Below are 24,243 nucleotides of genomic sequence, written 5' to 3'. Positions count from 1 at the left end.
CGGGTCAGATTCTTGCATTTTTCCGGAATATTGGTATAATGAACATATATCTGACCTTTTCTGACCATTGAAAGGTACTTTATAGAAAGAGGTATTGCCATGCTTTGTCAAAACTGTAAAATCAACGATGCAACCATTCATCTCTATACAAATCTCAATGGAAAACAACAGCAAGTGGATCTCTGCCACAACTGCTATCAAATCATGAAAACTGATCCTAATAACGCCATTTTGAAGGGCCTAGGCGATTTGGGAAATCCCAATGACATGGACCCTTTCAGCGAATTTTTCAATAACATTGGGGGCTATCCTGGCAAAACACCTGCTGGACGCCAGCCCGATCAAACACCACCTACCCAGGCTGGGCGCAATGGCGGAGGAGGCTTCCAACAGCCGCCACAACAGCCTCAACAAGCCAACGGTTTGCTAGAAGAATTTGGTATCAATATCACAGAAATTGCCCGCCAAGGCAACATTGACCCTGTCATCGGCCGCGATGAAGAAATCACTCGAGTCATCGAAATCCTCAACCGACGGACCAAAAACAACCCTGTCCTGATTGGGGAACCTGGGGTTGGTAAAACAGCCGTTGTAGAAGGTCTGGCGCAAAAGATTGTCGACGGAACGGTTCCTCAAAAACTCCAAGGTAAAGAAGTCATCCGCCTGGATGTTGTCAGCCTAGTACAAGGAACAGGTATTCGCGGTCAATTTGAAGAACGCATGCAAAAACTGATGGAGGAAATCCGCAACCGCAAGGAAGTCATCCTCTTTATCGATGAAATCCATGAAATCGTTGGTGCTGGCGCAGCTGGCGATGGCAATATGGATGCTGGAAATATCCTCAAGCCAGCCCTGGCCAGAGGTGAACTCCAGATGGTTGGCGCTACCACTCTCAACGAATACCGCATCATTGAGAAAGATGCAGCACTTGAACGGCGCATGCAGCCTGTCCGAGTGGATGAGCCTTCAGTGGAAGAAACCATTACCATCCTCAAAGGCATTCAGAACAAGTACCAAGACTACCACCATGTCCGCTATACAGATGCAGCCATCGAAGCTGCTGCCGTCCTCTCTAATCGCTACATCCAAGACCGATTCCTACCAGACAAGGCCATTGACCTGTTGGATGAATCCGGCTCTAAGATGAATTTAACCCTCAACTTCATCGATCCAAAAGAGCTTGATCAACGATTGGTAGATGCTGAAAACCGCAAGGCTCAGGCTACCCGTGATGAAGACTACGAAAAAGCAGCCTACTACCGTGATCAGATTGCCAAGTATAAGGAAATGCAAAAGACCAGTCTCAATGAAGAAGATATTCCCCTCATCACTGAGAAAGAAATCGAGGCCATCATCGAGCAAAAAACCAATATTCCTGTAGGCGAGCTCAAAGAAAAAGAGCAGTCTCAGCTCATCAACCTGGCTGATGACCTCAAGGCCCATGTCATTGGTCAAGACGAGGCCGTAGATAAGATTGCCAAGGCCATCCGCCGTAACCGTGTCGGACTGGGTGCCCCAAATCGCCCTATCGGCAGCTTCCTCTTTGTCGGACCAACTGGGGTCGGTAAGACCGAACTCTCCAAACAATTAGCCATCGAGCTCTTTGGCTCAGCCGATAGCATGATTCGCTTTGATATGTCCGAGTACATGGAAAAACACAGCGTGGCCAAGCTAGTCGGCGCCCCTCCAGGCTACGTCGGCTATGAAGAGGCTGGACAGTTAACTGAAAAAGTCCGCCGCAATCCATACTCCCTCATCCTCCTAGATGAGGTTGAAAAAGCCCATCCTGATGTCATGCACATGTTCTTGCAGGTCCTGGATGATGGCCGCCTAACAGATGGACAAGGCCGTACTGTCAGCTTCAAAGATGCCATCATCATCATGACTTCCAACGCTGGCACCGGCAAAACTGAAGCCTCTGTTGGCTTTGGAGCAGCCATGGAAGGACGGACCCAGTCAGTCCTTGGCCAACTTGGCGACTTCTTCAGCCCTGAATTTATGAACCGTTTTGACGGTATTATCGAATTTAAGGCTTTAGATAAGAGTCATCTCCTCAAGATTGTGGACCTCATGTTGGACGATGTCAATGCACGACTCTCCAGCAACGGCATCCACATCCATGTGACTGACAAGGTCAAGGAAAAATTGGTGGACCTAGGCTACGATCCAAAGATGGGTGCTCGCCCACTACGTCGTATTATCCAAGATCAAATCGAAGATGCCATCACCGATTATTATTTGGAACATCCGAGCGACAAAGAGCTCCGAGCAGTTATGACCTCAAACGGTCGAATTATCGTCAAATCCGCGCACAAGGAAAAGGGCGAAACATCACATTAAATCCTAAAACTGACTTTTAAGCTAGTTTTAAGATTTATGGGGTAGAATTTTCATATTATTTTTAGTATAATAGGACTAATCAATAAAGAAGGTCGTGCTTATGACAATTCCAGTTTTCGGAGAAAAGGTTGAGGGAGAAGACTATCAGGCCCGATACGGAGTCTATGCTGTCATTCCTAATCCTGAACAAACAGAAATCATCCTCGTCCAAGCTCCCAATGGAGCCTGGTTTTTACCAGGTGGTGAAATTGAGGCAGGTGAAAATCATCTGGCAGCCCTAGAGCGAGAACTCCTTGAAGAATTAGGTTTTACAGCCACCATTGGTCAGTACTATGGACAGGCAGATGAATATTTCTATTCCCGCCACCGAGATACCCACTACTACAATCCTGCCTATCTTTACGAAGTCACCAGCTACACAGAAATTGGACAACCCTTGGAAGATTTCAACAACCTTGCCTGGTTCCCTGTTGATCACGCTATTGAAAAACTCAAACGAGGCAGTCACAAATGGGGCATTGAGCAATGGAAAAATAGAAAAAATGTGTAAAAAGCTAGAAAAATCAACATAAGCGTGCTATAATAAATCCAAATAAGAGGAGGTCTAGCATGAAATTAATCAATACGACCAACAGCCACCTAAATCTCGTCCAAAGCCAATTAGAGAATACCGATGCTATTTTAGTGGAGACTTATTCAGCTGGAAATACCGATGTGATTTTCACCCAGGCTCCACTTCACTATGAACTGTTGATTACCAACAAATACAGAGCTGTTTTACCAAGAGAGATTGAAGGTATCCGAGATTTTTTCCTCAAACGCAAAATAGATACAAATTCTATCAATCCTGAAAAAATCCAAACCATCCACACCGAACGCTTGATTGAAATGTCAATTCCAATAGAGCAATAAAGTAATAAGTAAGAGTAAGCCGTGGCTTGCTCTTTTTTTGCAATTTATCTTTAAAAAACCGACCTGGTTTCCAGGTCGGTTACTGTTTTTGAAATTCAAAGCCCCTTATTTTGCATTGCTTTCGAAGCCTTCAGCAACAGCTGCTGCAAAGTTTGCTTCAAGGATATCTGCACAGTGGTCGCAGACAAAGGCATGGTATGGACGGTCTTTGACGGTCTCATCAATGCGGCGGCAACGCTCACAAACCTGACCACTAGCATGTTCCACTACAAAGGCAACTCCATCCAAGACAAGGGCATGGGCAGGAGCAGCTTCTTCTGTGATGGTCAGTTGAGACACAATCAAGAGCTGGGCAAGGTCACTGTCAAGACTAGCCAGGAGAGCTGAAACAGGCTCAGATACGTAGATGGTCAAGTGAGCCTCCAAAGACTTCCCAATGATTTTCTCATTGCGGGCTTCTTCCAGGGCTTTTTGAGCCTTGGTACGAAGGGCCATAAACTCCTCCCACTGCTCCAGAATCGCATCTTGGTCAGGGAAAACTTTAGCCTCAGGTAGGTCAGCAAGTTGGACAAAATCTTCCGCCTCACATTCGAGATAGGACCAGATTTCCTCAGCAGTGTGGGGGATAATTGGTGTCAAGAGTTTGGTAATCTTGACCAGGATATCGTAGAAGACTGTCTGCATCTGACGGCGGGCCAGGGCATTTTCAGCCTCGATATACACCACATCCTTGGCAAAGTCCAGATAAAAGGCTGACAAATCAACAGTGATAAAGTTGACAACGGCCTTATAGATACCTAAGAAATCATAGTTGTCATAGGCATCCCGGATGGTTTTGACCAAACTATTGAACTTGATGGTCATATACTTGTCTACTGGACGCAGGTCTGCGTATGCCACTGCATGGACTTCAGGGTTGAAATCAGATGTATTGGCAATCAAGAAACGCAGGGTATTGCGGATTTTGCGGTAGGTTTCAGATACCTGTCCCAGGATATCCATTGAAACCCGGACATCGTTATCAGTATCCACTGAAGCAACCCAAAGGCGCAGGATTTCAGCACCGTATTGCTTGGCCACATCATTTGGCGAAATGATATTGCCCTTGGATTTGGACATTTTTTCACCCTTGCCATCCAAGACAAAGCCTTGAGACAGAACAGCCTTGTAAGGGGCATGGCCATTGACTGCAACAGAAGTAATCAGCGATGAGTTAAACCATCCGCGGTACTGGTCTGATCCTTCCAGGTACAAATCAGCTGGATAGGCCAAATTCTCACGGGCATTCATGACCCCATTCCAAGAAGAACCTGAGTCAAACCAAACATCCATGATGTCCGTTTCTTTTTCAAAGAGGCCATTTGGCGAACCTGGATGGCTGAAACCTGCTGGCAAAAGGTCTTTGGCATCACGTTCCCACCAGATGATGGAACCTTCTTTTTCAAAGAGATTGGCCACATGGTCCGTCACTTCCTTAGTCATAATGGCTGTGCCATCCTCTGCATAGAAGATTGGCAGAGGAACACCCCAGATACGCTGACGGGAGATAACCCAGTCACCACGATCTCGAATCATATTGTAGAGGCGGGTATGGCCCCATGATGGGTAGAACTTGGTATTGTCAATCTCATCCAGGATTTCCTGACGGAATTTGGAAACGGAGGCAAACCATTGGGGAACAGCCCGCCAGATGATTGGCTTCTTGGTCCGCCAGTCAAATGGGTAGGAGTGATTGATGACTTCCTTGGCCAACAACAAGTCACCCAATTTTTCAAGAACAGTTGGCAGGACCTTGTCATAGAATTGTCCTTCAAAATCAGGACCAGCTGCCTCATTCATGAAACCGCGACTGTCCACTGTCACTGCTACTTCCAGATTGTACTGGATACCGACATTGTAGTCATCCTCACCAAAACCTGGGGCTGTATGGACAATCCCTGTACCAGATTCAGTCGTGACATGGTCACCCAGGATGACCAACTCATCCACATGGCTATCCCAAGGGTGCTCGGTCACAATATGCTCCAAATCAGCCCCTTTATACTTGGCAACAATCTCAAAACTTTCCCAACCAAACTTAGGAGCTAGGGTATCCAGTAGGGCTTCAGCAAAAATGTATTTGCGGTCAGAGCCAGGAACCTGTACCGCCACATAATCCATCTCCGCACCAACGGTCAAACCACGAGAAGCAGTGATGGTGAAGGGGGTTGTGGTCCAGACGACGATATAGCTGTCTGTGTCTAGGACTCCCTTGCCATCCTTAACCTTGTTGGCATAGTAGAGAGAAGTGGAGTCAATATCATGGTATTCGATTTCAGCCTCAGCGAGGGCTGATTCAGAAGACCAGGACCAGTAAACTGGCTTGGCACCACGGTAGATATAGCCCTTGTCTGCCATGGCTCCAAAGACACGGATTTGAGCTGCTTCAAACTCAGGATAGAGGGTCACATAAGGATTTTCCCAGTCACCTGAAACGCCTAGACGCTTGAAATCCTCACGCTGCTTATCCACCTGAGAAAGGGCATAATCCCGGCACATCTTCAGATAGGTAGCCCGGTCCAATTCCTTGCGCTTGACCCCTTGTTTGGCCAAAACCTGTTCAATAGGCAGACCATGGGTATCCCAACCTGGGACATATGGGGCACGGAAACCTGACATAGACTTCGAACGGACAATGATGTCCTTAGAAATCTTGTTGAGGGCGTGGCCTACATGGATATTTCCATTGGCATAGGGAGGGCCATCATGGAGATGGAAGGCAGGCTTGCCAGCATTTAGTTCCTGACGTCTAGCATAGAGGTCTGCTTCATCCCATTCCTTCTGCCACTGAGGTTCCTTGTTTGGAAGGCCAGCACGCATTGGAAAGGCTGTTTTTCCTAAATTGAGGGTTTCTTTGAGTTTCATTTTTTCTCCTAACTATTTTACATCTAAGGTCATCACGATTTCATTTCCTGATGGCCCACTACTCTTAAATTCTAAACTGTCCAAGATACCGCGCATCCGATGATTGCCCATGACATAAGCCACTCGTAGGCGGTGACATTCTGGGTCAGCTTGCGCTATTTGAATCACCAATCTCATCGCTTCCTTGCCATAGCCCCGATTTTGATAATTCTGATCAATCATCAAACGCCAGACATAATACTCCTTCTTGTCCCTATCCTTGGTCAAAAGAAGAAAACCAACCACTGTCTCCCCACTGATAATGGCATGGGGGAAGACTTGATGTTTCTCCCGCAGGAGCCAGGCCTGGGCTAGAGAATAAACATTAGAAGCGACGCGGCGCTTATCTTGTTCTGCAAGAGACAGCTCGATGACTTGATCAAAAGTTGTCTCATCAACCATTTTTAATTTAATCATAATACATAAAAAAACTTCCGCCAGAAAGGACGAAAGTTCGTGGTACCACCTTAATTTAGACAGAGTTTCCCCTGTCCCTCTGCGGCTCGTAACGAGAGCCATACGTTTTCCCCTACTATATTTCAGGAAAAAACCAGCAAAACGATAGCCAAAGATTGAGGAATTGCAGGTCTTCCACCGTCACCTACTCGCTAAAAATATCATATCTAAAGCATTTTTTGCTCTTGGGTTTTTATTCTGTTTCTTGATATTCATCACCTTCGTGATGGGAAGAAGAGTCCATCTGGGAAGTGTGCCGCTGCAATTCTTCCAACTCTTCCGGAGTCAACTGGCGGGTGATTTCTAAATCTTCTTCCGATGTCTCAGCAGGAGCTTCCTCTAAGACTTTTTCCAAGACCTCACGGAAGGCTTCATCAGAAGTCTGCAGATAAGTAGCAGTTGGACGAAGAATATCTTCCCATTCGGAAGAATTGATTAGAGACAATTGGCTTTCCACCGTTGATTTTAGACGTTGATGGAAGAGTCGAGTCTTATTTTTCAACTCCTCTGTCTCCACAACAATACTCTTAGCATTGTCAGTTGCAGACCGAAGAATGGCATTGGCCTTTTCCTTCGCTTCATTGAGAAGATTTTGTGCATCGTACTCAGCCTGTTTCAAGATGTTGTGGGCCTGGTCTTCAGAGGCATGTTTAACCTTTTCAGCCGTATCTTGGGCTAAGATAACAGACTGGCTCAGGGATTCCTTCATTTCGTCAAAGACAGAGAGACGATCCTTGAGGGATTTAATCTCTGTTTCCTGAGCATGATTTTTGTGAACCAAGTCCTCATAATCACGAGTGACGATATCCAAGAAATCATCCACTTCCTCTGCGTTATAGCCTCTAAATTTAGTGCTAAAGGTCTTGTCTTTTAATTCTAATGCTGTAAGTGCCATAATGTCTCCTACTTCTTTATAATTTCGATCTCTAATTTTAACTTGCCTTGCTTAGAGAAACCTAAAAATTCTTTCAATTTCAATCTTCCAAAACCCCTCACGCTGATTAAATGGCCTATATCCAAGGTTTTGCCAGCTTGCTTGACCTCTTTGTAGTTGACCTTTACTTGTCCCGATTCTATGAGCTTAAGGGCATGAGAGCGTGAAAGTTTAAATCCGATAGCTATCAACTTATCCAACCGCAGACTAGACACGAGCACTTGATAGCTCTTATAATCTTGATTGGCCCCTATGGGAAGCTGAGATAAGGTATAATCCTTCCAAGTGACAGGAACACGAGATATTTTAGAGACCGTACTTTTGGCTAAGTCTCCAAATTTTCTATCCAATATCACAAAAAGCTGCTCATCACCTACCAGAATGTCTCCTATGAATTCCCTTCTGATTCCCAGTTGGTTCAACAGTGTCCCCAAAACTTGCGCATGGCTCAACTGATGAAATTTCCTTGGATAGCAAATTTCAAGAGCCATGATGTCAAAATCCTCTTCATTCAAAAGGTAGTAGTCTGGTGCAACAATGACTCTGATGAATTCTGTTGCTATAATTTGTCGACTCGAAAATAGCTTTAAATGAAAATATCCTGCAAGAGATTGGAGAATCTCCTCCTCTCTGGGATTGAGAAAGGAAGTCAAATGATAAGAATAGGTCTCTTCAACCTGTTGGCAAATATCCATCATTTTTTCAACAAAACCCCTCTCATCAGGAGCAAAATGTTGAAAAATTCCTTCTGTTCTCTTCATCTTATCATTCCTTTAGAGGAAGAATAGTAGTCGGACAAGAATCCTAGAAATGACATTTAAAATTATCCAAATGACAAACACTGTCCAATCTAGGCCGAAGAATTGAAGGTTAAGTTTTCGAAAAGGGGTGATGACAGGCCGAACCAAGGAAACAATCAGTCTACCTAAGGCCGTGTCATAAAGGCTTGGAATCCAAGTGAGAACAACATAGGCCAGTAGGACATAAGAATAAATCTCAATAGCTCTCAAGAGGATAATAATGATCATCTGCATACTAATTACCGTCTCATATCATAGTCAAAATGCGACTCTGATGGAGCAGAACTAGCTGAACGCAACTCTTCAATCTTAACTGTCACATTAACTGGGGTCAGAAGCCACATGGTATTGGAAACCTTCTTCAAGTTTCCAGCCAATACAGAGCGGGCGCCGTCCAAGTAATCTAGACAACGGCGAGCCTGGGTTTCAGACATATACTGGAAGTCAATCAAGACACTGGCATTTCCCAAGAGAAGATTGACGATTTCAGGAGCCTCTTCATATCTCTTAGGAAACTTGATGTCAATGGTTGTTTTCTTTGCTTCCGACTCCGACTGCAGTTCTTGCTGGCGCTCATTCAAACGTTGAAGATTGGTCTGCTCAACGGGTGCCTGCGAACGACTGGGAGTTCTTCTCATTTCAACTACATCATTGCGTTCTGCTGGAGTAGGAGCTGGGGCAACGCGCATTTTTGGGGTATCATTTTCCATGCGGTAGGCTCCTCCTCTCTCTTCTCCATCAGCTGAATCGTCAATTTCGAAGTAACTAAATAAACTTTTAAATGTGTCTTTCAGTGCCACTTTATGTTCCTCACTTAAAAAATGCTGTTCCAATACGGACAAAAGTCGAACCATTTGCGATAGCTTCTTTAAAATCACCGCTCATTCCCATACTCAATTCTGTGAAAGGCATGTTGGCAATTCCAAGCTGTTGCAATTCCTTTTGTAAAGCATGTGTTTTTGAAAAAATATCCTTGAGTTGGTCCGCATCAGCTCCAAAAGGGGCCATGGTCATGAGACCAACCAATTCAATTTTATCGTAATTTTTGATAGTTTCGATTGCTTGATGAATGTCCTCTACCATAAATCCATGCTTGCTCTCTTCTTTGGAAACATTCACCTGAAGAAAACATTTGATGGGCTTATTGGCTCTTTTTTGAATCTCAGCAGCCAATTTGACAGAATCAAGGGCATGGAAATAATCCAGATAGTTGATGATATCCTTGACCTTGCGTCTCTGAAGGCTCCCGATAAGATGCCAGGTCAGTTTTAGATTCGCCAAGGCCTCGTATTTCTCTAGAAATTTATCTACTCGATTTTCACCGATATGTTCAATTCCTGTTTTTAGGAGGTCTTTAGCAATAGAGCTGTCAACATACTTTGTGACAGCTATTATCTTTACTGAATTTTGTGGTCGATGGGCTTCTTCTGTTGCATTGGCAACAGCTTGAAAGACCTCATCTTTATTCTTTTGAAAGTTCATTTTAACGATTTCTAAAGAATGGCGGAGTATCTAATTCATCTTCATCATCTTCGATAGTGAATTTTTCAACAGATACTGCTGATTGTGCTTCTGCATCATGGGTGCGAAGAATATTTTCACGACGGAGATCCCACTCACCAAATGCAGATGATTTTGGAGCTTCTGCTTGAGGAGCATTACCTGCTACTGGAGTTGGCCCATCAAAGCGTGTTGGACGAGTTAGGGCATTTGAAACTTCACGTTTACGTGGAGAACTTTCAACACCATCTTGACGGACACCTGTTGCAACAACTGTTACGCGAATTTCATCTTTCATGGTCTCATCAATTGAAGTACCCAACCAGATGTTAACACCCTGACCAGCTGCTTGGTGAACAATTTCAGATGCTTCTTCAGCTTCTGTCAAGGTCATGTCATAGCCACCGGTTACGTTGACGATGACATCCTCTGCACCATCAATTGTTGTTTCAAGGAGAGGTGAGTAAATCGCCTTGCGGGCTGCTTCAAGAACACGTTCCTCACCAGTACCGATACCGATACCCATGAGAGCATTCCCTTTGTTCTCCATGACAGATTTCACATCCGCAAAGTCCAAGTTAATGAGACCTGGGTTTGTAATCAGATCTGTAATCCCTTGAACACCTTGGCGGAGGACATTGTCTGCCTCACTCAAAGCTTCAATCAACGGAGTCTTCTTATCAACGATTTCAAGCAAGTTATTGTTTGAAATAATCAAGAGAGTATCAACTTGTTCGCGAAGGCCATCAATTCCTTCAATCGCAAAGTTGCCTCGTTTGTTTCCTTCGAAACCAAATGGACGAGTGACAACAGCGACAGTCAGAGCGCCGAGTCCTTTTGCAATACGAGCGATAACAGGTGCGGCACCAGTACCAGAACCACCACCCATACCAGCTGTAATGAAGACCATATCAGCACCTGTAAGGACATTTGTCAAAGCTTCTTCGCTCTCCTCAGCAGCCTTGCGACCAACTTCAGGATTACCACCAGCACCCAGACCACGAGTCAACTTAGGACCCAGTTGAATAACTGTTTCAGCTTTTGAGCTGCTAAGAGCTTGGACATCAGTGTTTGCAGCGATAAATTCAACACCTGCTACACCTTCTTCAATCATGCGGTTAATAGCGTTACCGCCACCGCCACCGACACCAATAACCTTAATGACAGCACCTTGTGTCGCTGCTGTTTCGAATGAAAATGTCATACTTTTAATCACCTTTTCTTAATTTACTCAAACATGCTTCCGAAGAACCCGCGGAGACGATCTCCAATGTTAGATTTTGGTTCTTCCGCTTCTGAATTGTTCGCGTAGGCAGGAGCATCGGCTTGAACTTCCTCTTCAGAGTATGGCTCAGCAGCTACTGGTTTTGGAACAATTGGTGAAGCACTTGGTCGTTTGGAAGCTACTGGAATGTCAATTGGTTTTTGACGAAGATCTGCTTCTCCGTTGACCGCTGCTTGGGAGATTTTTTCAACATCATCCAAACCACCAACATACTCAACAAGAGCAATCACATGGGCGAAGGATGGGTTGCGAATACCGATTTGGTTTGGAATATATAATTTAGTATTGACGCCCAAGATTTCTTGCGCCAATTCTGTAATACCTGGTAAAATGGCGCCACCACCAACGAGGACAACTCCACCTGGCAACTCAAGGGCACGAGTACGCTCCAAATCTTGTTTCACACGAGTGAAAATTTGACGAAGGCGGGCCGCAATGACCTCAGATAAGTAACGCTCTGTCACTTCAACTGGATTACTCTCTCCAATCACTTCAACTGTGAATTTCTCTTTTTCAGTCGCTTGTTGCGGATAAGCAATGCCATAGTTGAACTTCAAGTTTTCCGCTATGCTTTGAGATGTTGTCAAGACTTTAGAAATATCTTTGGTAATGTAGTCGCCACCTTCTTGGTAGATATTGGTGTACTGCAACTCTTGTCCGCGCATCACGGCAACTGTTGTTTGACCACCACCGAGATCAATAACGGTCGCACCAAACTCTTTTTCCCCTTCATTGAGGATTGAGCGTGTCAGGGCCAGCGGAGAAATCACAATGTTCTCCACCTGAACACCTGCACGTTCAACTGTCTTACGAAGGTTGTGCAAGATTGTCCGTGGACCAGTGTAAAGCAAACCGCGCATTTCCAAGCGAATCCCCATCATACCACGTGGGTCCTTGATTCCTTGGAAGCCATCCACTACAAATTCTTCTGGAACAAAGGAAATCACTTCACGCTCTGGTGTCATGCTCTTTGTCAGAGCTGATTTTACAACATTCTCTACATCCACATCGGTGATTTCCTGTGAATTGGTGGTCACTGGAATCATACCTTGAGTTGGCTCAATTTGAAGTAGGTTAGCTGGCAAGCCAACATTGACCTTATCAATCCGAATTCCTGCCTTTTCTTCTGCCTGTGCAAGAGCCGTTTTGATTGCATTTGCTGCTACGTCAATATTTACAATAATACCGTCCTTGACACCAGCACTTTTGACATTACTGACACCAATGACATTCATCTGTCCATCAATATATTCTGCGACCAAGACCTTAATAGTGCTGGTTCCAATATCTAATCCCGTAAAAAAGCCATTTCTAGCCATTCTATCAGTCCTCTCTTACTTCCGAGTTTTTATATGATTCTCCTATTTAGGAAAAATAGAATTATTCATCCTCCATTATAACACACAATCTTTTAAAATGGGGAGAATAACCGCTTTTTTTCCATAATTTTTAAACTTTTTTTAGATATTTTTCCCAGTTATGGACTGGCATAGCTAAAAATTCCGACTTCCATATCAACAATACTGGCTACCTGTAGTTGAGGTGCAATTTTTTCGTAGTATGGTAACTTGTAATCAATATCCGAAAGAGGCACTAAAACCTTGTGTCCACTGAACATGGTTAGGGTCAAGAGATCATTGGTTACCTTGCTAGGAGTCAACTGGATATCTTGAATATCTGCCAAGATGGATGGATTCACATTTGCCAACTGCAACACTAGTTTTTTAATCAGTTCGCGGTCTGTCAGGTGGATGGTTGTATAAACAGGGGGAAGTTGGTCCTGTGATGTTTCCGTTTCAGATACTGCACCGCTCGAGAGCACGGAAAAGTATTTTTCACCTTGTTTGACAAAGCCAATTTGATTGTATTCTTGAATGGAAATCGTAAAGGTATTAGGAAAGCTAAAACCGATGGCTACATCCTTGACCCAGGGACTCGACTGTTTGATATTGTTTTCATGACCCGAACGATTGATTAGAGTGGACAAAACATAATCTTCTTGCCGAATCAGGCTAGCCTTTACAATTTTTGTGGACTCTACATGATCGTTGCCTTTGATGATGAGTTGTTTCAACTTCCCGAATGGGGTGATAAAATACAGACAGATAATCGCAATAGAAAGGGCAAGGGCGATAATGGGAGTCGCTTTCCAGATTAGTTCCTGAGGGATTTTCACTTTGCGATTGTCATTGTCTGAGTCACTTGGACTTTTCTCCTGGGATAAGATTAGTGGATCTATCTCCAGTTGCTCTTTTTTCTTGAAAAGGGTTGGTTTTTTCTGGCTTGACTTTTTCTTCGTTTGATCCTGTTCTGATTGGGATTTCTCTCCCTCTTTTTGGCTCGCCAAATAAGCCTCATGTCGTTCTTGCCATTTTTGCAAAAACTCACTGGGCTCGTTAGCTTCTTCCTCCTGCTTTTCTTGTGTTTCTTCTTCTAGGTTTTCTTCACTTTCAGACTCAGGGGCTGCTTTTTCTTCAAGAGTCTCTGCCACAGGCTCCCTACTTTCAGAATCCTCTTCAGAAGAGTTCTTGTCAGCTGGAACCATTTCTTCTGGTGCAGAAGATGGACTCGTTTCTGAGTCTGTCGCTTCATGTATATCTTTTTCAGTCATGACGCTCCTTTCCATCTACATCTGCCCTTAGAAGAGTATAAAAACTCTCCACTGATTGGATTTCCTGCGTATGGGACATCTTATCCTTATACACAACTTCTTGTGCAAATACATCTTGAATTGCCTTTAAGAGATTGTCCAAACTGAGTTGGCTTTCCTCCAACTGCTTGGCATAGCCTTTTCCCTCAAAATAACGGGCATTTTCAAGCTGATCTCCTCGACTGGCTTGTTTGCCCAATGGAATAATGAGGTGCAGTTTTTGTAAGGCTAGCAATTCAAAGAGAGTATTGGAGCCACCGCGTGTCACCACCAAATCTGATGCTTCTAGCAACGGTTGGTACAAATTTGTCACATAATCTACACGGTAAATATTTTTGCTCAGTTTATTGAGAGAGGAATCCCCTGTCAAATTGATGATGTTGAATCGTTTGGTCAGTGCCTCTTCATGTTGGCTGATAAAATCATTAAAAACTTTGGCACCGCCAGAACCACCAACAAACAAAAGGGTCTTCAACTTGTTATCAAAATGAGACATGATGTCTGGGAGCTGAATGGGTATTACATTGGTCTTTGTATCCACCTTTGTCACCGCCCCCACATGCTTAACCTTCGTCAAACTGGAGTCCTGCTCAAAGGTAGTGTACATGATGTTTGCAAACCTATATGCAATCTTGTTTGCCAGTCCCATAGATAAATCTGACTCGTGGATAAAGACAGGAACCCCCAGCAACTTAGCGGCAATAACAGCAGGCACAGAAACAAAACCTCCCTTAGAAAAGAGGGCTTGTGGCTTCATTTTAAAAATAATAACAAGGGACTGAACGATACCAAAAGCAACCTTGAAAGTATCCAAAAGGTTTTGCCAAGAAAAATATCTGCGGAGTTTTCCAGTCGCTATGGAATGGAAACTGATATCCAACCCCGAATTAGTGATTTGTTCGTGCTCAATACCATGCTCATCACCAATATAATGTACTTCCCAGCCATCCTCGATAAAACGGGGAATCAGAAGGAGATTGAGCGTCACATGCCCCACGGTCCCTCCTCCTGTAAAGACTATTTTTTTCATGCTTTTTCCTTTAATTCATCTACGGTTGCTAGGAAAAGATCGCCCCGTACTTCAAAATTGGCATACATATCCCAACTAGCATTAGCTGGGCTAAGAAGGACTATATCCCCTGCTGTAGCCAGTGCGAAGGCTTTACGAGTTGCATCGGCGATATCGATTGCATCCACATATGATACCCCTGCCTTGTCCGCAGCTCGTTTAACACGGTCTGCTGATTGCCCTAAGATGACCATCTTTTTCAAACCTTCAATATCAGGAACCAATTCATCAAACTCATTGCCCCTATCAAGGCCACCAGCAATCAAGATGACCTGACGATTGTCAAAACCAGAGAGGGCTTTTTGAGTAGCTAATATATTAGTAGATTTACTATCGTTATAGAAGGAAATCTGATTAATTTCCCCTACATATTGAAGACGATGTTTAACTCCACCAAAGTGCGAAAGAGCTTCTTTAATGGCTTGGTTGTCAACACCAGATAATTTAGCCACAGCGATAGTCGCTAAAGCATTTTCCACATTGTGGCTGCCAGGGACTCCGATATCACTAACTTTCATGATTTCCTCATCCTTGAAGTAAAGAACCTCTCCATCCAGATAAGCACCCTCTACTCTTTCAGTGGTCGAAAAAGGCACCACAGTCGCCTGAGTGCGATTGGCAAGTTCACGAGCTTCTGCTTGGTTAAAGTTGAGGACTACAAAATCCTCAGCAGTCATCTGGTTTTGGATATTCCACTTGGCCTCAATATAAGCCTCTACTGATCCATGGTAATCAATATGTGTAGGCATCAGGTTGGTCAAAACAGCAATATGCGGTCTAAAGTCCTTAATACCCATGAGCTGGAAGGAGGAGAGTTCCATGACAAGGACGTCCTCTTTTGTAGCCTCTTGGGCTACGCTGGAGGCTGGGTAGCCGATGTTACCACAGAGCTTGGCAGGCCTTCTGCCTGCATTCAAGACTTCTGCAATCATGGTGGTGGTCGTCGTCTTGCCATTGGAACCTGTGATTCCAATAATTGGGGCATCTGAAATCAAATAAGCCAATTCAACTTCAGTCCAAACCGGCATGCCCTTTTGGAGGGCTTTCTCTACCATGGGATTGTCGTATCGAATGCCTGGGTTCTTCACCAAAAGGGCAAAATCTTCATCCAATAAGTCCAGAGGATGGCTACCACAGATGACACGGATACCATCTTCCAAAAGACTTTGGGCAGTCGGGTTTTCATCAAATGGCTTGCCATCATTGACAGTCACAATAGCTCCCAGTTTATCTAGGAGGCGGGCTGCTGATTCTCCAGACTTGGCTAAGCCAAGTACTAAAACCTTTTTATCTTTAAAGTCTGTAATGTATTTCATCTCTTTGTCCAATCTTTCTAACTCATCTATTTTACCTTGATTTGGCTCCTTTTTCAAGCCAGAGTAAACTAAATAAAAAAGAAAGAGCTGAAAAACTCTCTCTAAATGGGTATCAAGTGGTGCAATTCCCTATTCTTTCTTACCTTGTAGACTAATTAATGACCTCTTTCTTCGGTCAGGCGATACTCCTCCATTTTGAATTTAAAGAGTTCTGCATTGCTCGGCGGTGTGAATGTGATTGCATTGGCTCCAGCTGCGATGGTGGCTTCTACGCTTTCTAGACTCGGACCACCTGTCGCCATAATGGGAAAATGAGGATAGCTTTCCCGAATTTTGGTCACGATGGAAGCCGTTTGGCTACCTCCGCTGACATTGAGGATATCCACTCCTGCCTCGATGCGGGAAGCGATATCTGCCTTGTCTGAGACAACTGTATAGATGATGGGCACATCAATCATTTTATTGATGGTCTGAATTGTTGGCACATCCGTTGGTCCATTAACCACAACCGCAAAGGCTCCCTCCGACTCAGCAAAAAGGCTCATATTGCCTGATCGATCACCCTTGGTCAAACCGCCTCCCACTCCTGCAAAAACAGGCACTGAGGCAACTTGCATAATACTTTTGAGAATAGCTGGATTGGGGGTAAAGGGATAAACTGCTAGGACTGCATCGGCATTGTTATTAGCAATGATGGAAACATCCGTAGTAAAGATGACCGATTTGATACGTCGGCCATAAATTTGGATTCCTGAGCATTGCTTGATATTGGCCGGTACCTCTACGATCTCATAACGAAGGTCTGACATGACTGACGGAATATGTTTTTTCTCTAGCATAGGCAAGTCCATTCCTTTATTTTTCTACCATCATTGTAACACAAAAGAAGAGTTTGGGACAAAAGTAGTTCCAAACTCTATTTCGTTTTAATACTAATAGCGCAGTGGTTGAGTGGGCTCTAACAATCTGGGAGATTGTTAGAGGTCGGAAATGAAACAAACGGAGTTTGTGTCAAAATGCGCTGATAAATCAGCTTTTACAGCCCTATACGATTGATGCGAACGGAGTTCGCTTTATCTCCAACCTCAAACTGTCTCCCAGACAGTTTGAGCTATGCGGAGGTGGGAGTTCAAAAGGTCTGGGAGACCTTTTGAAGTGGGAGATAGCAGCTGACGGTAGTCAGCTCACATCATTCAAGGTCTGGGGATAGACCATTTTAGGTCAACAACTGGAAATAAAGACTTGTTGACGAAATCGAATTTCTATCCCGCTCTCTATCATCTTATTTTTTTCTGGTATATGCCGACCGTGGCATGTGATATATGTCCCACATAGCCCAGAAGCCTACGACAATCATGCCAATACATAGCCAAATTTCTGGCGGAGACTGGACTACCTTCAAAATTCCAAGAATGAGGACAATGACCAAGCCTACCAAGAGGAAGACCGAAGCGACCAGGTTCATGGTTCCCTTAACATTGCGCGGTGCAGCAAAAATATAAAACAAGAGCAGCATAATGGCAATAATCAGGTAAAACATAGCCGATTCTCCCTTTATTTATTATTCAGCAATTTTTTTCTTTTTATTGGCTTTATCACGCTCAGCCTTATTCAGGATTTGCTTGCGGAGTCGGATAGAGACAGGTGTTACTTCCATGTACTCATCATCATCCAAAAACTCCAGAGACTCTTCGAGTGTCAAGATGCGTGGCGTCTTGATAACAGCAGTTTGGTCCTTGGTTGCAGAGCGGACATTGGTCATTTGTTTAGCCGTTGTGATGTTGACACCGAGGTCATTCTCACGAGCATTTTCACCAATAATCATACCTTCATAGACTTCTGTTCCTGGGTTAACAAAGATGGTGCCACGCTCTTCAATCCGCATGATGGAGTAAGTGGTGGCCTTACCTTGGTCGATGGAAACGAGGGCACCACGGTGGCGACCACCAATTTCACCTGGAATAACAGGGAGGTATTGATCAAAGGTGTGGTTCATGATACCGTAACCGCGAGTCATAGATAGGAACTCTGTAGAATAACCAATCAAACCACGAGCTGGTACAAGGAAAATCAGACGAGTTTGTCCATTTCCAACCATCTGCATGTCGAGCATGTCACCTTTTCGTTCTGATAGGGATTGAATAATGGCACCTTGGTATTCTTCTGGGGTATCAATTTGAACGCGCTCAAACGGTTCACATTTGACACCGTCGATTTCCTTGATGATGACCTCTGGACGAGATACCTGCAGTTCATAGCCTTCACGACGCATGGTTTCAATCAAGATAGAGAGGTGCAATTCGCCACGACCTGAAACGGTCCACTTATCTGGTGAATCCGTCGCTTCAACACGAAGAGATACGTCTGTTTGCAACTCTGCTAAGAGGCGCTCTTCCACCTTTCGGGAGGTAATCCATTTTCCTTCGCGGCCAGCAAACGGAGAATTGTTGACCAAAAAAGTCATTTGAAGAGTTGGTTCATCGATACGGAGAACAGGGAGGGGCTCCACACAGTCCGTCGGTGTGATGGTTTCTCCAACGAAGATGTCTTCCATACCTGAAACAGCAATTAAGTCACCGGCTTTTGCTTCCTTGATTTCTTTACGCTCTAGGCCAAAGAAACCAAATAGTTTGGTAACACGGAAATTTTTAGTGGTGCCATCCAATTTGGAAAGAGTAACCTGGTCACCAACCTTGATGGTGCCACGGAAGACACGTCCGATACCGATACGACCCACGAAGTCATTGTAGTCCAAGAGGGAAACTTGGAACTGCAGTGCCTCATCTGAATTATCAACAGGTGCAGGAATATGTTCAATGATGGTATCAAAGATTGGAGCCATCGTCGCTTCCTGGTCTGCTGGATTATCTGACAAAGAGGATGTTCCGTTGATAGCTGAAGCATATACGACTGGGAAATCCAGCTGATTATCATCAGCCCCTAATTCGATAAAGAGCTCAAGAACCTCATCCACTACTTCTGCTGGACGAGCAGATGGTTTATCAATCTTGTTGATAACCACGATTGGTGTCAAGTCTTGCTCCAAAGCCTTCTTCAGTACGAAACGGGTTTGGGGCATGGTTCCTTCATATGAATCCACTACCAAGACAACCCCGTCCACCATTTTCATAATCCGCTCAACTTCTCCACCGAAGTCTGCGTGTCCAGGTGTATCCATGATGTTGATACGGGTTCCGTTGTAAGCAACTGCTGTATTTTTCGCTAAAATGGTGATACCGCGCTCTTTTTCGATATCGTTTGAGTCCATGGCCCGCTCAGATAATTCTGTCCGCTCATCAAGAGTTTGGGATTGTTTGAGCAATTCATCCACCAAGGTTGTTTTTCCGTGGTCAACGTGGGCAATAATCGCAACGTTACGGATATCATTTCTTAATGTTGTCATTTTTTCCTCTTTAATAATTAGTTTAACTAAAGAATTATAACACAGTTTGGGGTAAAAGAGCAGAATTTAGACAATGTAAATGTTTTCAGAGGATTGGCAGAAAGTTACAAATTAAGTGGTGAACTTAGATTGATTTTAGAATTTTTTTCTTTTTTCCCAACAAAAAACAGCCGAAGCTGTCTTTTACAGGATATTATCAAAGCTTTCGAGGACATCTGCTGGCCAAACACTGGAATGTACTTCGCCAATGTGTTTCTTGCGGAGCAAGAACATGGCTAAACGGGATTGTCCGATGCCGCCCCCAATTGAGAGAGGGAATAGACCATGTAGCAAGGCCTTATGCCATTCGTACTCCAGACGATCCAAATCCCCTGTGATGGCACACTGGCGCTTAAGGGCATCCTCATCTACACGAATTCCCATGGAGGAGAGTTCAAAGGCTTCACCCAATTGCTCATTCCAAACCAGGATATCGCCGTTGAGACCCTTGTAGCCATTTTCAGATGGGCTGGTCCAGTCATCGTAGTCCGGTGCTCGTCCGTCATGGGGCTTGCCATCCGCCAGCTCACCACCGATACCAATCAGAAAGACTGCTCCATATTCTTTGGCAATGGCATTTTCACGTTCTTTCGGAGTCAGGTCGGGATAGCGCTCGACGAGTTCCTCTGTATGGATGAAGGTAATCTGTTTTGGCAGGACAGAGTCAATATCATAGCGGGCTTCGACAGCCAATTCGGTCAAGCGGATAGCCTTGTAGATTTGCTCGACTGTTTCTTTCAAATAACCTAAGTCCCGGCGGCCATTTGGAATGACCTTTTCCCAGTCCCATTGGTCCACATAGACAGAATGGATGGGATCAAGCGAGTCTTCATCTGGGCGCAGGGCCTTCATATGGACAAAGAGTCCTTCACCCTCATTGAAACCAAAACGAGCCAGGGTGTGTCGTTTCCATTTGGCCAAAGAATGAACCACCTCATAGGTGTGCTCAGGAATCAACTTGACCTTGACAGAAACCGGATGTTCAATCCCTGATAGGTTGTCCTGCATCCCATCTCCGACCCGGCTCAAAATGGGACCTTGAACTTCTACCACTTCCAACTTGTCTTTTAAATACTGGGTAAAGGTGTTTTTGACAAAGGAAATTTCTTCTTGTTGATGAATAAAACTTTTTTTCATAATACTCCCCCTTCAAACAATGATAGTACCATTATACGCTTTTTCTAGGAGATGTAAAGCTAAAATGGGCAAAAAATTAAATTTTCTGATATTTTAATATTTGGTTTCGATAAAAAGAAAAGCAGGAAATTCCTGCTCAATTTATTAGGGCGCTGTTGGGCTTCCCTTGGTTGCGGTTGCTTGTCCATAATTGCCACTGGTGGTCGACAGATAATAGACATCATTTTCTGTCAGATTTTCTGATGAATAGGTCACATTGGTAAAGGATACAGGAGACACATAGCTGGCTACTTCATTACCGGCTGCATCAGTAATCGTGACCGTATCACCAGCATTCCCAATCAAGTTAGCCAGAAGGAAATTTTGGTTTGAACTGGTCAATTCAGCGCTCCCCAGCGCAATCAGGGTTCCGCCAGAGATTTCTGCAGTGTCTGTATAATTGAGGATAGGCTGTTCAGGAATACTAGTCATGAAAGTATTGACACCACCAGCAAGATTGATATTGCCGTTAGCCAAAAGTGGACTCGTCCCAGCAGTGATGGTATTGGTACCACCCTTGATTTCAATACTAGCTTCTGAATTTTGACCCTCTTGGGCAAAAGAATCTCTGGCAGCTAAACCATTGGCTACTGTCGCAAGATTGGCTGTACCACCATTAATAGCTATTTTTTTACCAACGTAGGCTTCATAAGCTGTGTCAACAGTCACTGTTCCATTGTTGATTGTCAGTTCGTTTCCGGCAAAAAGCGCCGCCCCTTCCTGCTGTGATGACGTGATAGTCAGGTTCCCTCCGTTGATGGTCAGATTGCCTTGACTAGCCTTCGTCTCATGAAAGGCATAAAGACCCGAACCAGCTGAATCAATGCTGAGATTGCCAGAGTCGATGACCAGATCATCTGTCGCTAAAATCCCATAACTGTTTACTTCCGAAATAGCCAAACTTCCCTCACCTGTGAGAGTGATATTGGTCGCTGATATGCCGACTTCTCCCCCTGTCAGACTATTGGTTGATTCCTTCGCCAGTTCCACAATATTGGCGCCACTTGATTGGAGGTCCAAGGAAGCAAGGCTAGCATTATTGAGGCGCAAGGTCACATCGTTTGATACCGAATCTGCTACTTGAACAGTTACAGTTGGAGCTTGACCAGTGATTTCATATTGGCCAGCTTTTGTGATAGTGACAGTACCTTCTGAAACGTTGACCGCATCAGAAGAAACTTTGGCCCCATTTTCCGAGAGTTCAATACGAACTGTTTCGGTAGTTGGAGTACTGGTCTGTCCTGTCAGGGCCTTAAAATCACCTTGTAAGTAGGCTACGGTTCCTACCGAAAGGGTTGTTAATAGCAAGACCGATCCGGCCAAGAGATACAAGCGTTTATTCATTTTATTCCACCTTGATGTTTTCTATGTCCTGGACTATCACAGTTTACAAAGAGAAGACCAGTCTTAATGAAAAAGGTTGGGGTTCTACCCCAAACCATTAGTTGCTTTTGACTTTACCATCCCAGGCATTGAGTCCATAGCTGAGGATGTAGATTTCATTGTAGCCCTGTTTTTTCAAAAAAAGGGCTGTCGATGTCACGCGCTGGCCACGGTCATTTTCATAGAGAAGAACTGCCTTATCCTTGCGAATGGCACCCAAACTCTGTTTGAACTGCTCATAGGGAATATTGCGTGCTCCCATGATGTGCTTTCTGCGATATTCGTTTGGGTCGCGCAGGTCAATCAACTGACCAGTGAAAATCTTTTCTGCAAATTCTGCATTGTCCAAAATGGTCGCTGCCCGCTTCAAACGCCAGTAATTAAAACCAAACCAAGCTGCCAATACCGCTACTGTTGCTAGCAAGATATATAAAGTGTTCATTTCTCATCTCCTATTTTCTTCTGATAATCTGACTCTAAGCGATGCTCTCGTCTCAAGACCATAGCTGCTTCAATAAAGGCTTCCTGGTCTATGAGACCCATCTGATGTAACTGGCTCAACTCTAGCTTCATAACCTCGATTTCATAAAGTCGATTGCCCATATAGACAAAAATCCCATACTGTTTGAGCAGTTGCTGTACATCATAGAGCGTCTTCATAGAAAGAGTTTAGCAGAATTTTCGTGTTTTTTCAAGACTTGTCCAGACAAAAAGTCAGCCCTATGGAGCTGACATATCATTAAATAGTTTCCAGAGCCAAACGCAAGTCCTCTATCAGATCATCTGCATTTTCCAGACCGATAGAGAGTCGAACCTGGTTAGGGGTCACGCCACAAGCTGCCAAATCTACATCTGATAGCTGGGAGTGAGTGGTGGTGTAAGGATGAACTACCAGAGATTTTGCATCTGCTACATTTGCCAGATTGGAGAAAATTTCCAGCTGGTCGATAAACTTACCTGCATCCGAGGCATCTCCTTTGACATGGAAGGTAAAGATGGAACCTGCCCCCTTAGGGAAATATTTCTGAGCCAAATCATAGTAAGGGCTAGATGGCAAACTAGGATAGTTGACCTTTTCCACCTTAGGATGACTTTCGAGGAAGTCGACAATTTTCTTGGTGTTCTCAATGTGACGATCTACTCGCAGTGACAGGGTCTCTAGACCTTGCAGCAGCAAGAAGGCATTGAAAGGTGAGATGGCTGCACCGGTATCCCGCAAGAGTTGGACACGCAGGGCTACGATAAAGGCTGCAGCTCCAATATCTCTGGTATAGGAAATATTGTGATAGGAAGGGTCTTCTTCTACAAATTGCGGAAATTTACCAGAGGCAGCCCAGTCAAATTTCCCACTATCCACGATTACTCCACCGATGGTGGTGCCATGTCCGCCGATAAACTTGGTGGCAGAATGAACAGAGATATCCACCCCATGTTCGAAGACATTGATCAGATATGGGGTACCAAAGGTATTGTCCGCCACCAGAGGGATTTGGTGGGCATGGGTCAGCTCCGCCACTTTTTCAATATCAGGAATGTTGATGAGGGGATTGCCCAATGTTTCAATCAAGACTAACTTGGTATTGTCCTGAATGGCAGCTTCCACCTCATCTAAATTTTCGATGTCAACAAACGTTGTGGTGACACCATAGCGAGGCAAGGTTTCTTTCAAAAGATTGAAGGTTCCTCCGTAGAGGGTGGTCGCTGCGACCACATGATCCCCCGCATGGGCTAAACCAAGGATGGTATAGGTAATAGCTGCCATACCAGAAGCGGTAGCCAAAGCACCGACACCCTTCTCCAGGGCTGCCATACGCTCCTCAAAGACGGCAACAGTTGGATTTCCAATTCGGGTGTAGATATTACCCGGTTTTCTCAAAGCAAAGAGGTCCTCCGCTTCCTGGACATCCTCAAAAACGAAGGATGTGGTTTGGTAGATGGGAACTGCTCGGGATTTGGTTTCGGCATCCGGTGTTTGCCCAGCATGCAATTGCAGGGTTTCAAAGTTGTATTGATGTGTCATAAGAACCTCCTTGGCTT

The 24,243-nt window shown here is 44.5% G+C and carries 22 protein-coding genes and 1 pseudogene; 3 read left to right on the top strand and 20 right to left on the bottom strand.

Annotation, left to right across the window (positions count from 1 at the left end):
• The first annotated feature begins 99 nt into the window (after window positions 1-99).
• From ACEYCN_RS03505 to ACEYCN_RS03495, 3 genes are all read left to right on the top strand, one after another.
• Window positions 100-2,340 (top strand): AAA family ATPase, encoded by a 2,241-nt coding sequence (locus ACEYCN_RS03505; RefSeq protein ID WP_373712919.1) that lies wholly within the window; start codon window positions 100-102, stop codon window positions 2,338-2,340.
• Window positions 2,341-2,440: 100 nt separating this feature from the next.
• Entirely contained in the window at window positions 2,441-2,890 is a 450-nt protein-coding gene (locus ACEYCN_RS03500) for an NUDIX domain-containing protein (protein WP_373712918.1), read from the top strand.
• A 59-nt stretch (window positions 2,891-2,949) separates the two neighbouring features.
• The gene (locus ACEYCN_RS03495) at window positions 2,950-3,252 is read left to right on the top strand and encodes a DUF1827 family protein (RefSeq protein ID WP_373712917.1); all 303 of its coding nucleotides are present in this window, start codon (window positions 2,950-2,952) and stop codon (window positions 3,250-3,252) included.
• A 105-nt stretch (window positions 3,253-3,357) separates the two neighbouring features.
• On the opposite strand, the gene ileS is transcribed toward ACEYCN_RS03495, so the two are convergent.
• From ileS to ACEYCN_RS03395, 20 genes and pseudogenes are all read right to left on the bottom strand, one after another.
• Window positions 3,358-6,156: an isoleucine--tRNA ligase gene (gene ileS, locus ACEYCN_RS03490; RefSeq protein ID WP_373712916.1), complete on the bottom strand. Its 2,799-nt coding sequence runs from the start codon at window positions 6,154-6,156 to the stop codon at window positions 3,358-3,360.
• A 12-nt stretch (window positions 6,157-6,168) separates the two neighbouring features.
• A complete protein-coding gene (locus ACEYCN_RS03485) occupies window positions 6,169-6,612 on the bottom strand; it encodes a GNAT family N-acetyltransferase (RefSeq protein WP_373712915.1) in 444 nt (147 codons plus the stop codon).
• A gap of 232 nt (window positions 6,613-6,844) precedes the next feature.
• Window positions 6,845-7,546, bottom strand: coding sequence for a DivIVA domain-containing protein (locus ACEYCN_RS03480; protein ID WP_373712914.1), 702 nt, complete (start codon window positions 7,544-7,546; stop codon window positions 6,845-6,847).
• 8 nt (window positions 7,547-7,554) lie between these two features.
• Window positions 7,555-8,346, bottom strand: coding sequence for an RNA-binding protein (locus tag ACEYCN_RS03475; RefSeq protein ID WP_373712913.1), 792 nt, complete (start codon window positions 8,344-8,346; stop codon window positions 7,555-7,557).
• A 12-nt stretch (window positions 8,347-8,358) separates the two neighbouring features.
• Window positions 8,359-8,619, bottom strand: coding sequence for a YggT family protein (locus ACEYCN_RS03470; RefSeq protein WP_373712912.1), 261 nt, complete (start codon window positions 8,617-8,619; stop codon window positions 8,359-8,361).
• Window positions 8,620-8,624: 5 nt separating this feature from the next.
• Window positions 8,625-9,185 carry a cell division protein SepF gene (locus ACEYCN_RS03465; RefSeq protein WP_373712911.1) on the bottom strand — a complete coding sequence of 187 codons (561 nt, stop codon included), beginning with the start codon at window positions 9,183-9,185 and terminating at the stop codon, window positions 8,625-8,627.
• A gap of 10 nt (window positions 9,186-9,195) precedes the next feature.
• The gene (locus ACEYCN_RS03460) at window positions 9,196-9,867 is read right to left on the bottom strand and encodes a YggS family pyridoxal phosphate-dependent enzyme (RefSeq protein ID WP_373712910.1); all 672 of its coding nucleotides are present in this window, start codon (window positions 9,865-9,867) and stop codon (window positions 9,196-9,198) included.
• 264 nt (window positions 9,868-10,131) lie between these two features.
• Window positions 10,132-11,089 (bottom strand): annotated as a pseudogene (gene ftsZ, locus ACEYCN_RS03455) (cell division protein FtsZ); the annotation flags it as partial.
• Between the two features lie 23 nt (window positions 11,090-11,112).
• Complete coding sequence (gene ftsA / locus ACEYCN_RS03450; RefSeq protein WP_373712909.1) at window positions 11,113-12,489, bottom strand: cell division protein FtsA; 1,377 nt, start codon at window positions 12,487-12,489, stop codon at window positions 11,113-11,115.
• Between the two features lie 158 nt (window positions 12,490-12,647).
• Window positions 12,648-13,781, bottom strand: a complete 1,134-nt coding sequence (locus tag ACEYCN_RS03445) for a cell division protein FtsQ/DivIB (protein ID WP_373712908.1) — start codon at window positions 13,779-13,781, stop codon at window positions 12,648-12,650.
• Window positions 13,774-14,850, bottom strand: coding sequence for a UDP-N-acetylglucosamine--N-acetylmuramyl-(pentapeptide) pyrophosphoryl-undecaprenol N-acetylglucosamine transferase (locus ACEYCN_RS03440; protein WP_373712907.1), 1,077 nt, complete (start codon window positions 14,848-14,850; stop codon window positions 13,774-13,776). The genes ACEYCN_RS03445 and ACEYCN_RS03440 overlap by 8 nt, the downstream gene beginning before the upstream one ends.
• Entirely contained in the window at window positions 14,847-16,205 is a 1,359-nt protein-coding gene (murD, locus tag ACEYCN_RS03435) for a UDP-N-acetylmuramoyl-L-alanine--D-glutamate ligase (RefSeq protein WP_373712906.1), read from the bottom strand. The genes ACEYCN_RS03440 and murD overlap by 4 nt, the downstream gene beginning before the upstream one ends.
• A gap of 155 nt (window positions 16,206-16,360) precedes the next feature.
• Window positions 16,361-17,044 (bottom strand): hydrolase, encoded by a 684-nt coding sequence (locus tag ACEYCN_RS03430; RefSeq protein ID WP_373712905.1) that lies wholly within the window; start codon window positions 17,042-17,044, stop codon window positions 16,361-16,363.
• 443 nt (window positions 17,045-17,487) lie between these two features.
• Window positions 17,488-17,745, bottom strand: a complete 258-nt coding sequence (locus tag ACEYCN_RS03425) for a DUF3165 family protein (protein WP_373712904.1) — start codon at window positions 17,743-17,745, stop codon at window positions 17,488-17,490.
• A 21-nt stretch (window positions 17,746-17,766) separates the two neighbouring features.
• Window positions 17,767-19,608 (bottom strand): translational GTPase TypA, encoded by a 1,842-nt coding sequence (typA, locus tag ACEYCN_RS03420; RefSeq protein ID WP_373712903.1) that lies wholly within the window; start codon window positions 19,606-19,608, stop codon window positions 17,767-17,769.
• A gap of 183 nt (window positions 19,609-19,791) precedes the next feature.
• Window positions 19,792-20,784, bottom strand: coding sequence for an aspartate--ammonia ligase (gene asnA, locus ACEYCN_RS03415; RefSeq protein ID WP_373712902.1), 993 nt, complete (start codon window positions 20,782-20,784; stop codon window positions 19,792-19,794).
• Window positions 20,785-20,928: 144 nt separating this feature from the next.
• Entirely contained in the window at window positions 20,929-22,167 is a 1,239-nt protein-coding gene (locus tag ACEYCN_RS03410) for a carbohydrate-binding domain-containing protein (RefSeq protein WP_373712901.1), read from the bottom strand.
• Window positions 22,168-22,264: 97 nt separating this feature from the next.
• A complete protein-coding gene (locus tag ACEYCN_RS03405; protein WP_373712900.1) occupies window positions 22,265-22,648 on the bottom strand; it encodes a rhodanese-like domain-containing protein in 384 nt (127 codons plus the stop codon).
• Window positions 22,645-22,866 (bottom strand): YqgQ family protein, encoded by a 222-nt coding sequence (locus tag ACEYCN_RS03400; RefSeq protein WP_373712899.1) that lies wholly within the window; start codon window positions 22,864-22,866, stop codon window positions 22,645-22,647. Before ACEYCN_RS03400 ends, ACEYCN_RS03405 begins: the two co-directional genes overlap by 4 nt.
• A 79-nt stretch (window positions 22,867-22,945) precedes the next feature.
• Window positions 22,946-24,226 carry an O-acetylhomoserine aminocarboxypropyltransferase/cysteine synthase family protein gene (locus tag ACEYCN_RS03395; RefSeq protein WP_373712898.1) on the bottom strand — a complete coding sequence of 427 codons (1,281 nt, stop codon included), beginning with the start codon at window positions 24,224-24,226 and terminating at the stop codon, window positions 22,946-22,948.
• Window positions 24,227-24,243: the final 17 nt, after the last annotated feature.

The organism is Streptococcus sp. (assembly GCF_041802885.1).
Taxonomy (GTDB): Bacteria; Bacillota; Bacilli; order Lactobacillales; family Streptococcaceae; genus Streptococcus.
This window is presented reverse-complemented; position numbering and strand designations above follow the sequence as displayed.

Excerpts from the sequence above, each read along its gene's own strand:
- ACEYCN_RS03475 (WP_373712913.1), bottom strand. The coding sequence starts at position 8,346 with ATGAAGAGAACAGAAGGAATTTTTCAACATTTTGCTCCTGATGAGAGG.
- ACEYCN_RS03495 (WP_373712917.1), top strand. The coding sequence starts at position 2,950 with ATGAAATTAATCAATACGACCAACAGCCACCTAAATCTCGTCCAAAGC.
- ACEYCN_RS03400 (WP_373712899.1), bottom strand. The coding sequence starts at position 22,866 with ATGAAGACGCTCTATGATGTACAGCAACTGCTCAAACAGTATGGGATT.
- ACEYCN_RS03505 (WP_373712919.1), top strand. The coding sequence starts at position 100 with ATGCTTTGTCAAAACTGTAAAATCAACGATGCAACCATTCATCTCTAT.
- ACEYCN_RS03440 (WP_373712907.1), bottom strand. The coding sequence starts at position 14,850 with ATGAAAAAAATAGTCTTTACAGGAGGAGGGACCGTGGGGCATGTGACG.
- ACEYCN_RS03445 (WP_373712908.1), bottom strand. The coding sequence starts at position 13,781 with ATGACTGAAAAAGATATACATGAAGCGACAGACTCAGAAACGAGTCCA.
- murD (WP_373712906.1), bottom strand. The coding sequence starts at position 16,205 with ATGAAATACATTACAGACTTTAAAGATAAAAAGGTTTTAGTACTTGGC.
- ACEYCN_RS03480 (WP_373712914.1), bottom strand. The coding sequence starts at position 7,546 with ATGGCACTTACAGCATTAGAATTAAAAGACAAGACCTTTAGCACTAAA.
- asnA (WP_373712902.1), bottom strand. The coding sequence starts at position 20,784 with ATGAAAAAAAGTTTTATTCATCAACAAGAAGAAATTTCCTTTGTCAAA.
- ACEYCN_RS03500 (WP_373712918.1), top strand. The coding sequence starts at position 2,441 with ATGACAATTCCAGTTTTCGGAGAAAAGGTTGAGGGAGAAGACTATCAG.
- ACEYCN_RS03470 (WP_373712912.1), bottom strand. The coding sequence starts at position 8,619 with ATGCAGATGATCATTATTATCCTCTTGAGAGCTATTGAGATTTATTCT.
- ACEYCN_RS03410 (WP_373712901.1), bottom strand. The coding sequence starts at position 22,167 with ATGAATAAACGCTTGTATCTCTTGGCCGGATCGGTCTTGCTATTAACA.
- typA (WP_373712903.1), bottom strand. The coding sequence starts at position 19,608 with ATGACAACATTAAGAAATGATATCCGTAACGTTGCGATTATTGCCCAC.
- ftsA (WP_373712909.1), bottom strand. The coding sequence starts at position 12,489 with ATGGCTAGAAATGGCTTTTTTACGGGATTAGATATTGGAACCAGCACT.
- ACEYCN_RS03405 (WP_373712900.1), bottom strand. The coding sequence starts at position 22,648 with ATGAACACTTTATATATCTTGCTAGCAACAGTAGCGGTATTGGCAGCT.
- ACEYCN_RS03485 (WP_373712915.1), bottom strand. The coding sequence starts at position 6,612 with ATGATTAAATTAAAAATGGTTGATGAGACAACTTTTGATCAAGTCATC.
- ACEYCN_RS03460 (WP_373712910.1), bottom strand. The coding sequence starts at position 9,867 with ATGAACTTTCAAAAGAATAAAGATGAGGTCTTTCAAGCTGTTGCCAAT.
- ACEYCN_RS03395 (WP_373712898.1), bottom strand. The coding sequence starts at position 24,226 with ATGACACATCAATACAACTTTGAAACCCTGCAATTGCATGCTGGGCAA.
- ACEYCN_RS03425 (WP_373712904.1), bottom strand. The coding sequence starts at position 17,745 with ATGTTTTACCTGATTATTGCCATTATGCTGCTCTTGTTTTATATTTTT.
- ileS (WP_373712916.1), bottom strand. The coding sequence starts at position 6,156 with ATGAAACTCAAAGAAACCCTCAATTTAGGAAAAACAGCCTTTCCAATG.
- ACEYCN_RS03430 (WP_373712905.1), bottom strand. The coding sequence starts at position 17,044 with ATGCTAGAGAAAAAACATATTCCGTCAGTCATGTCAGACCTTCGTTAT.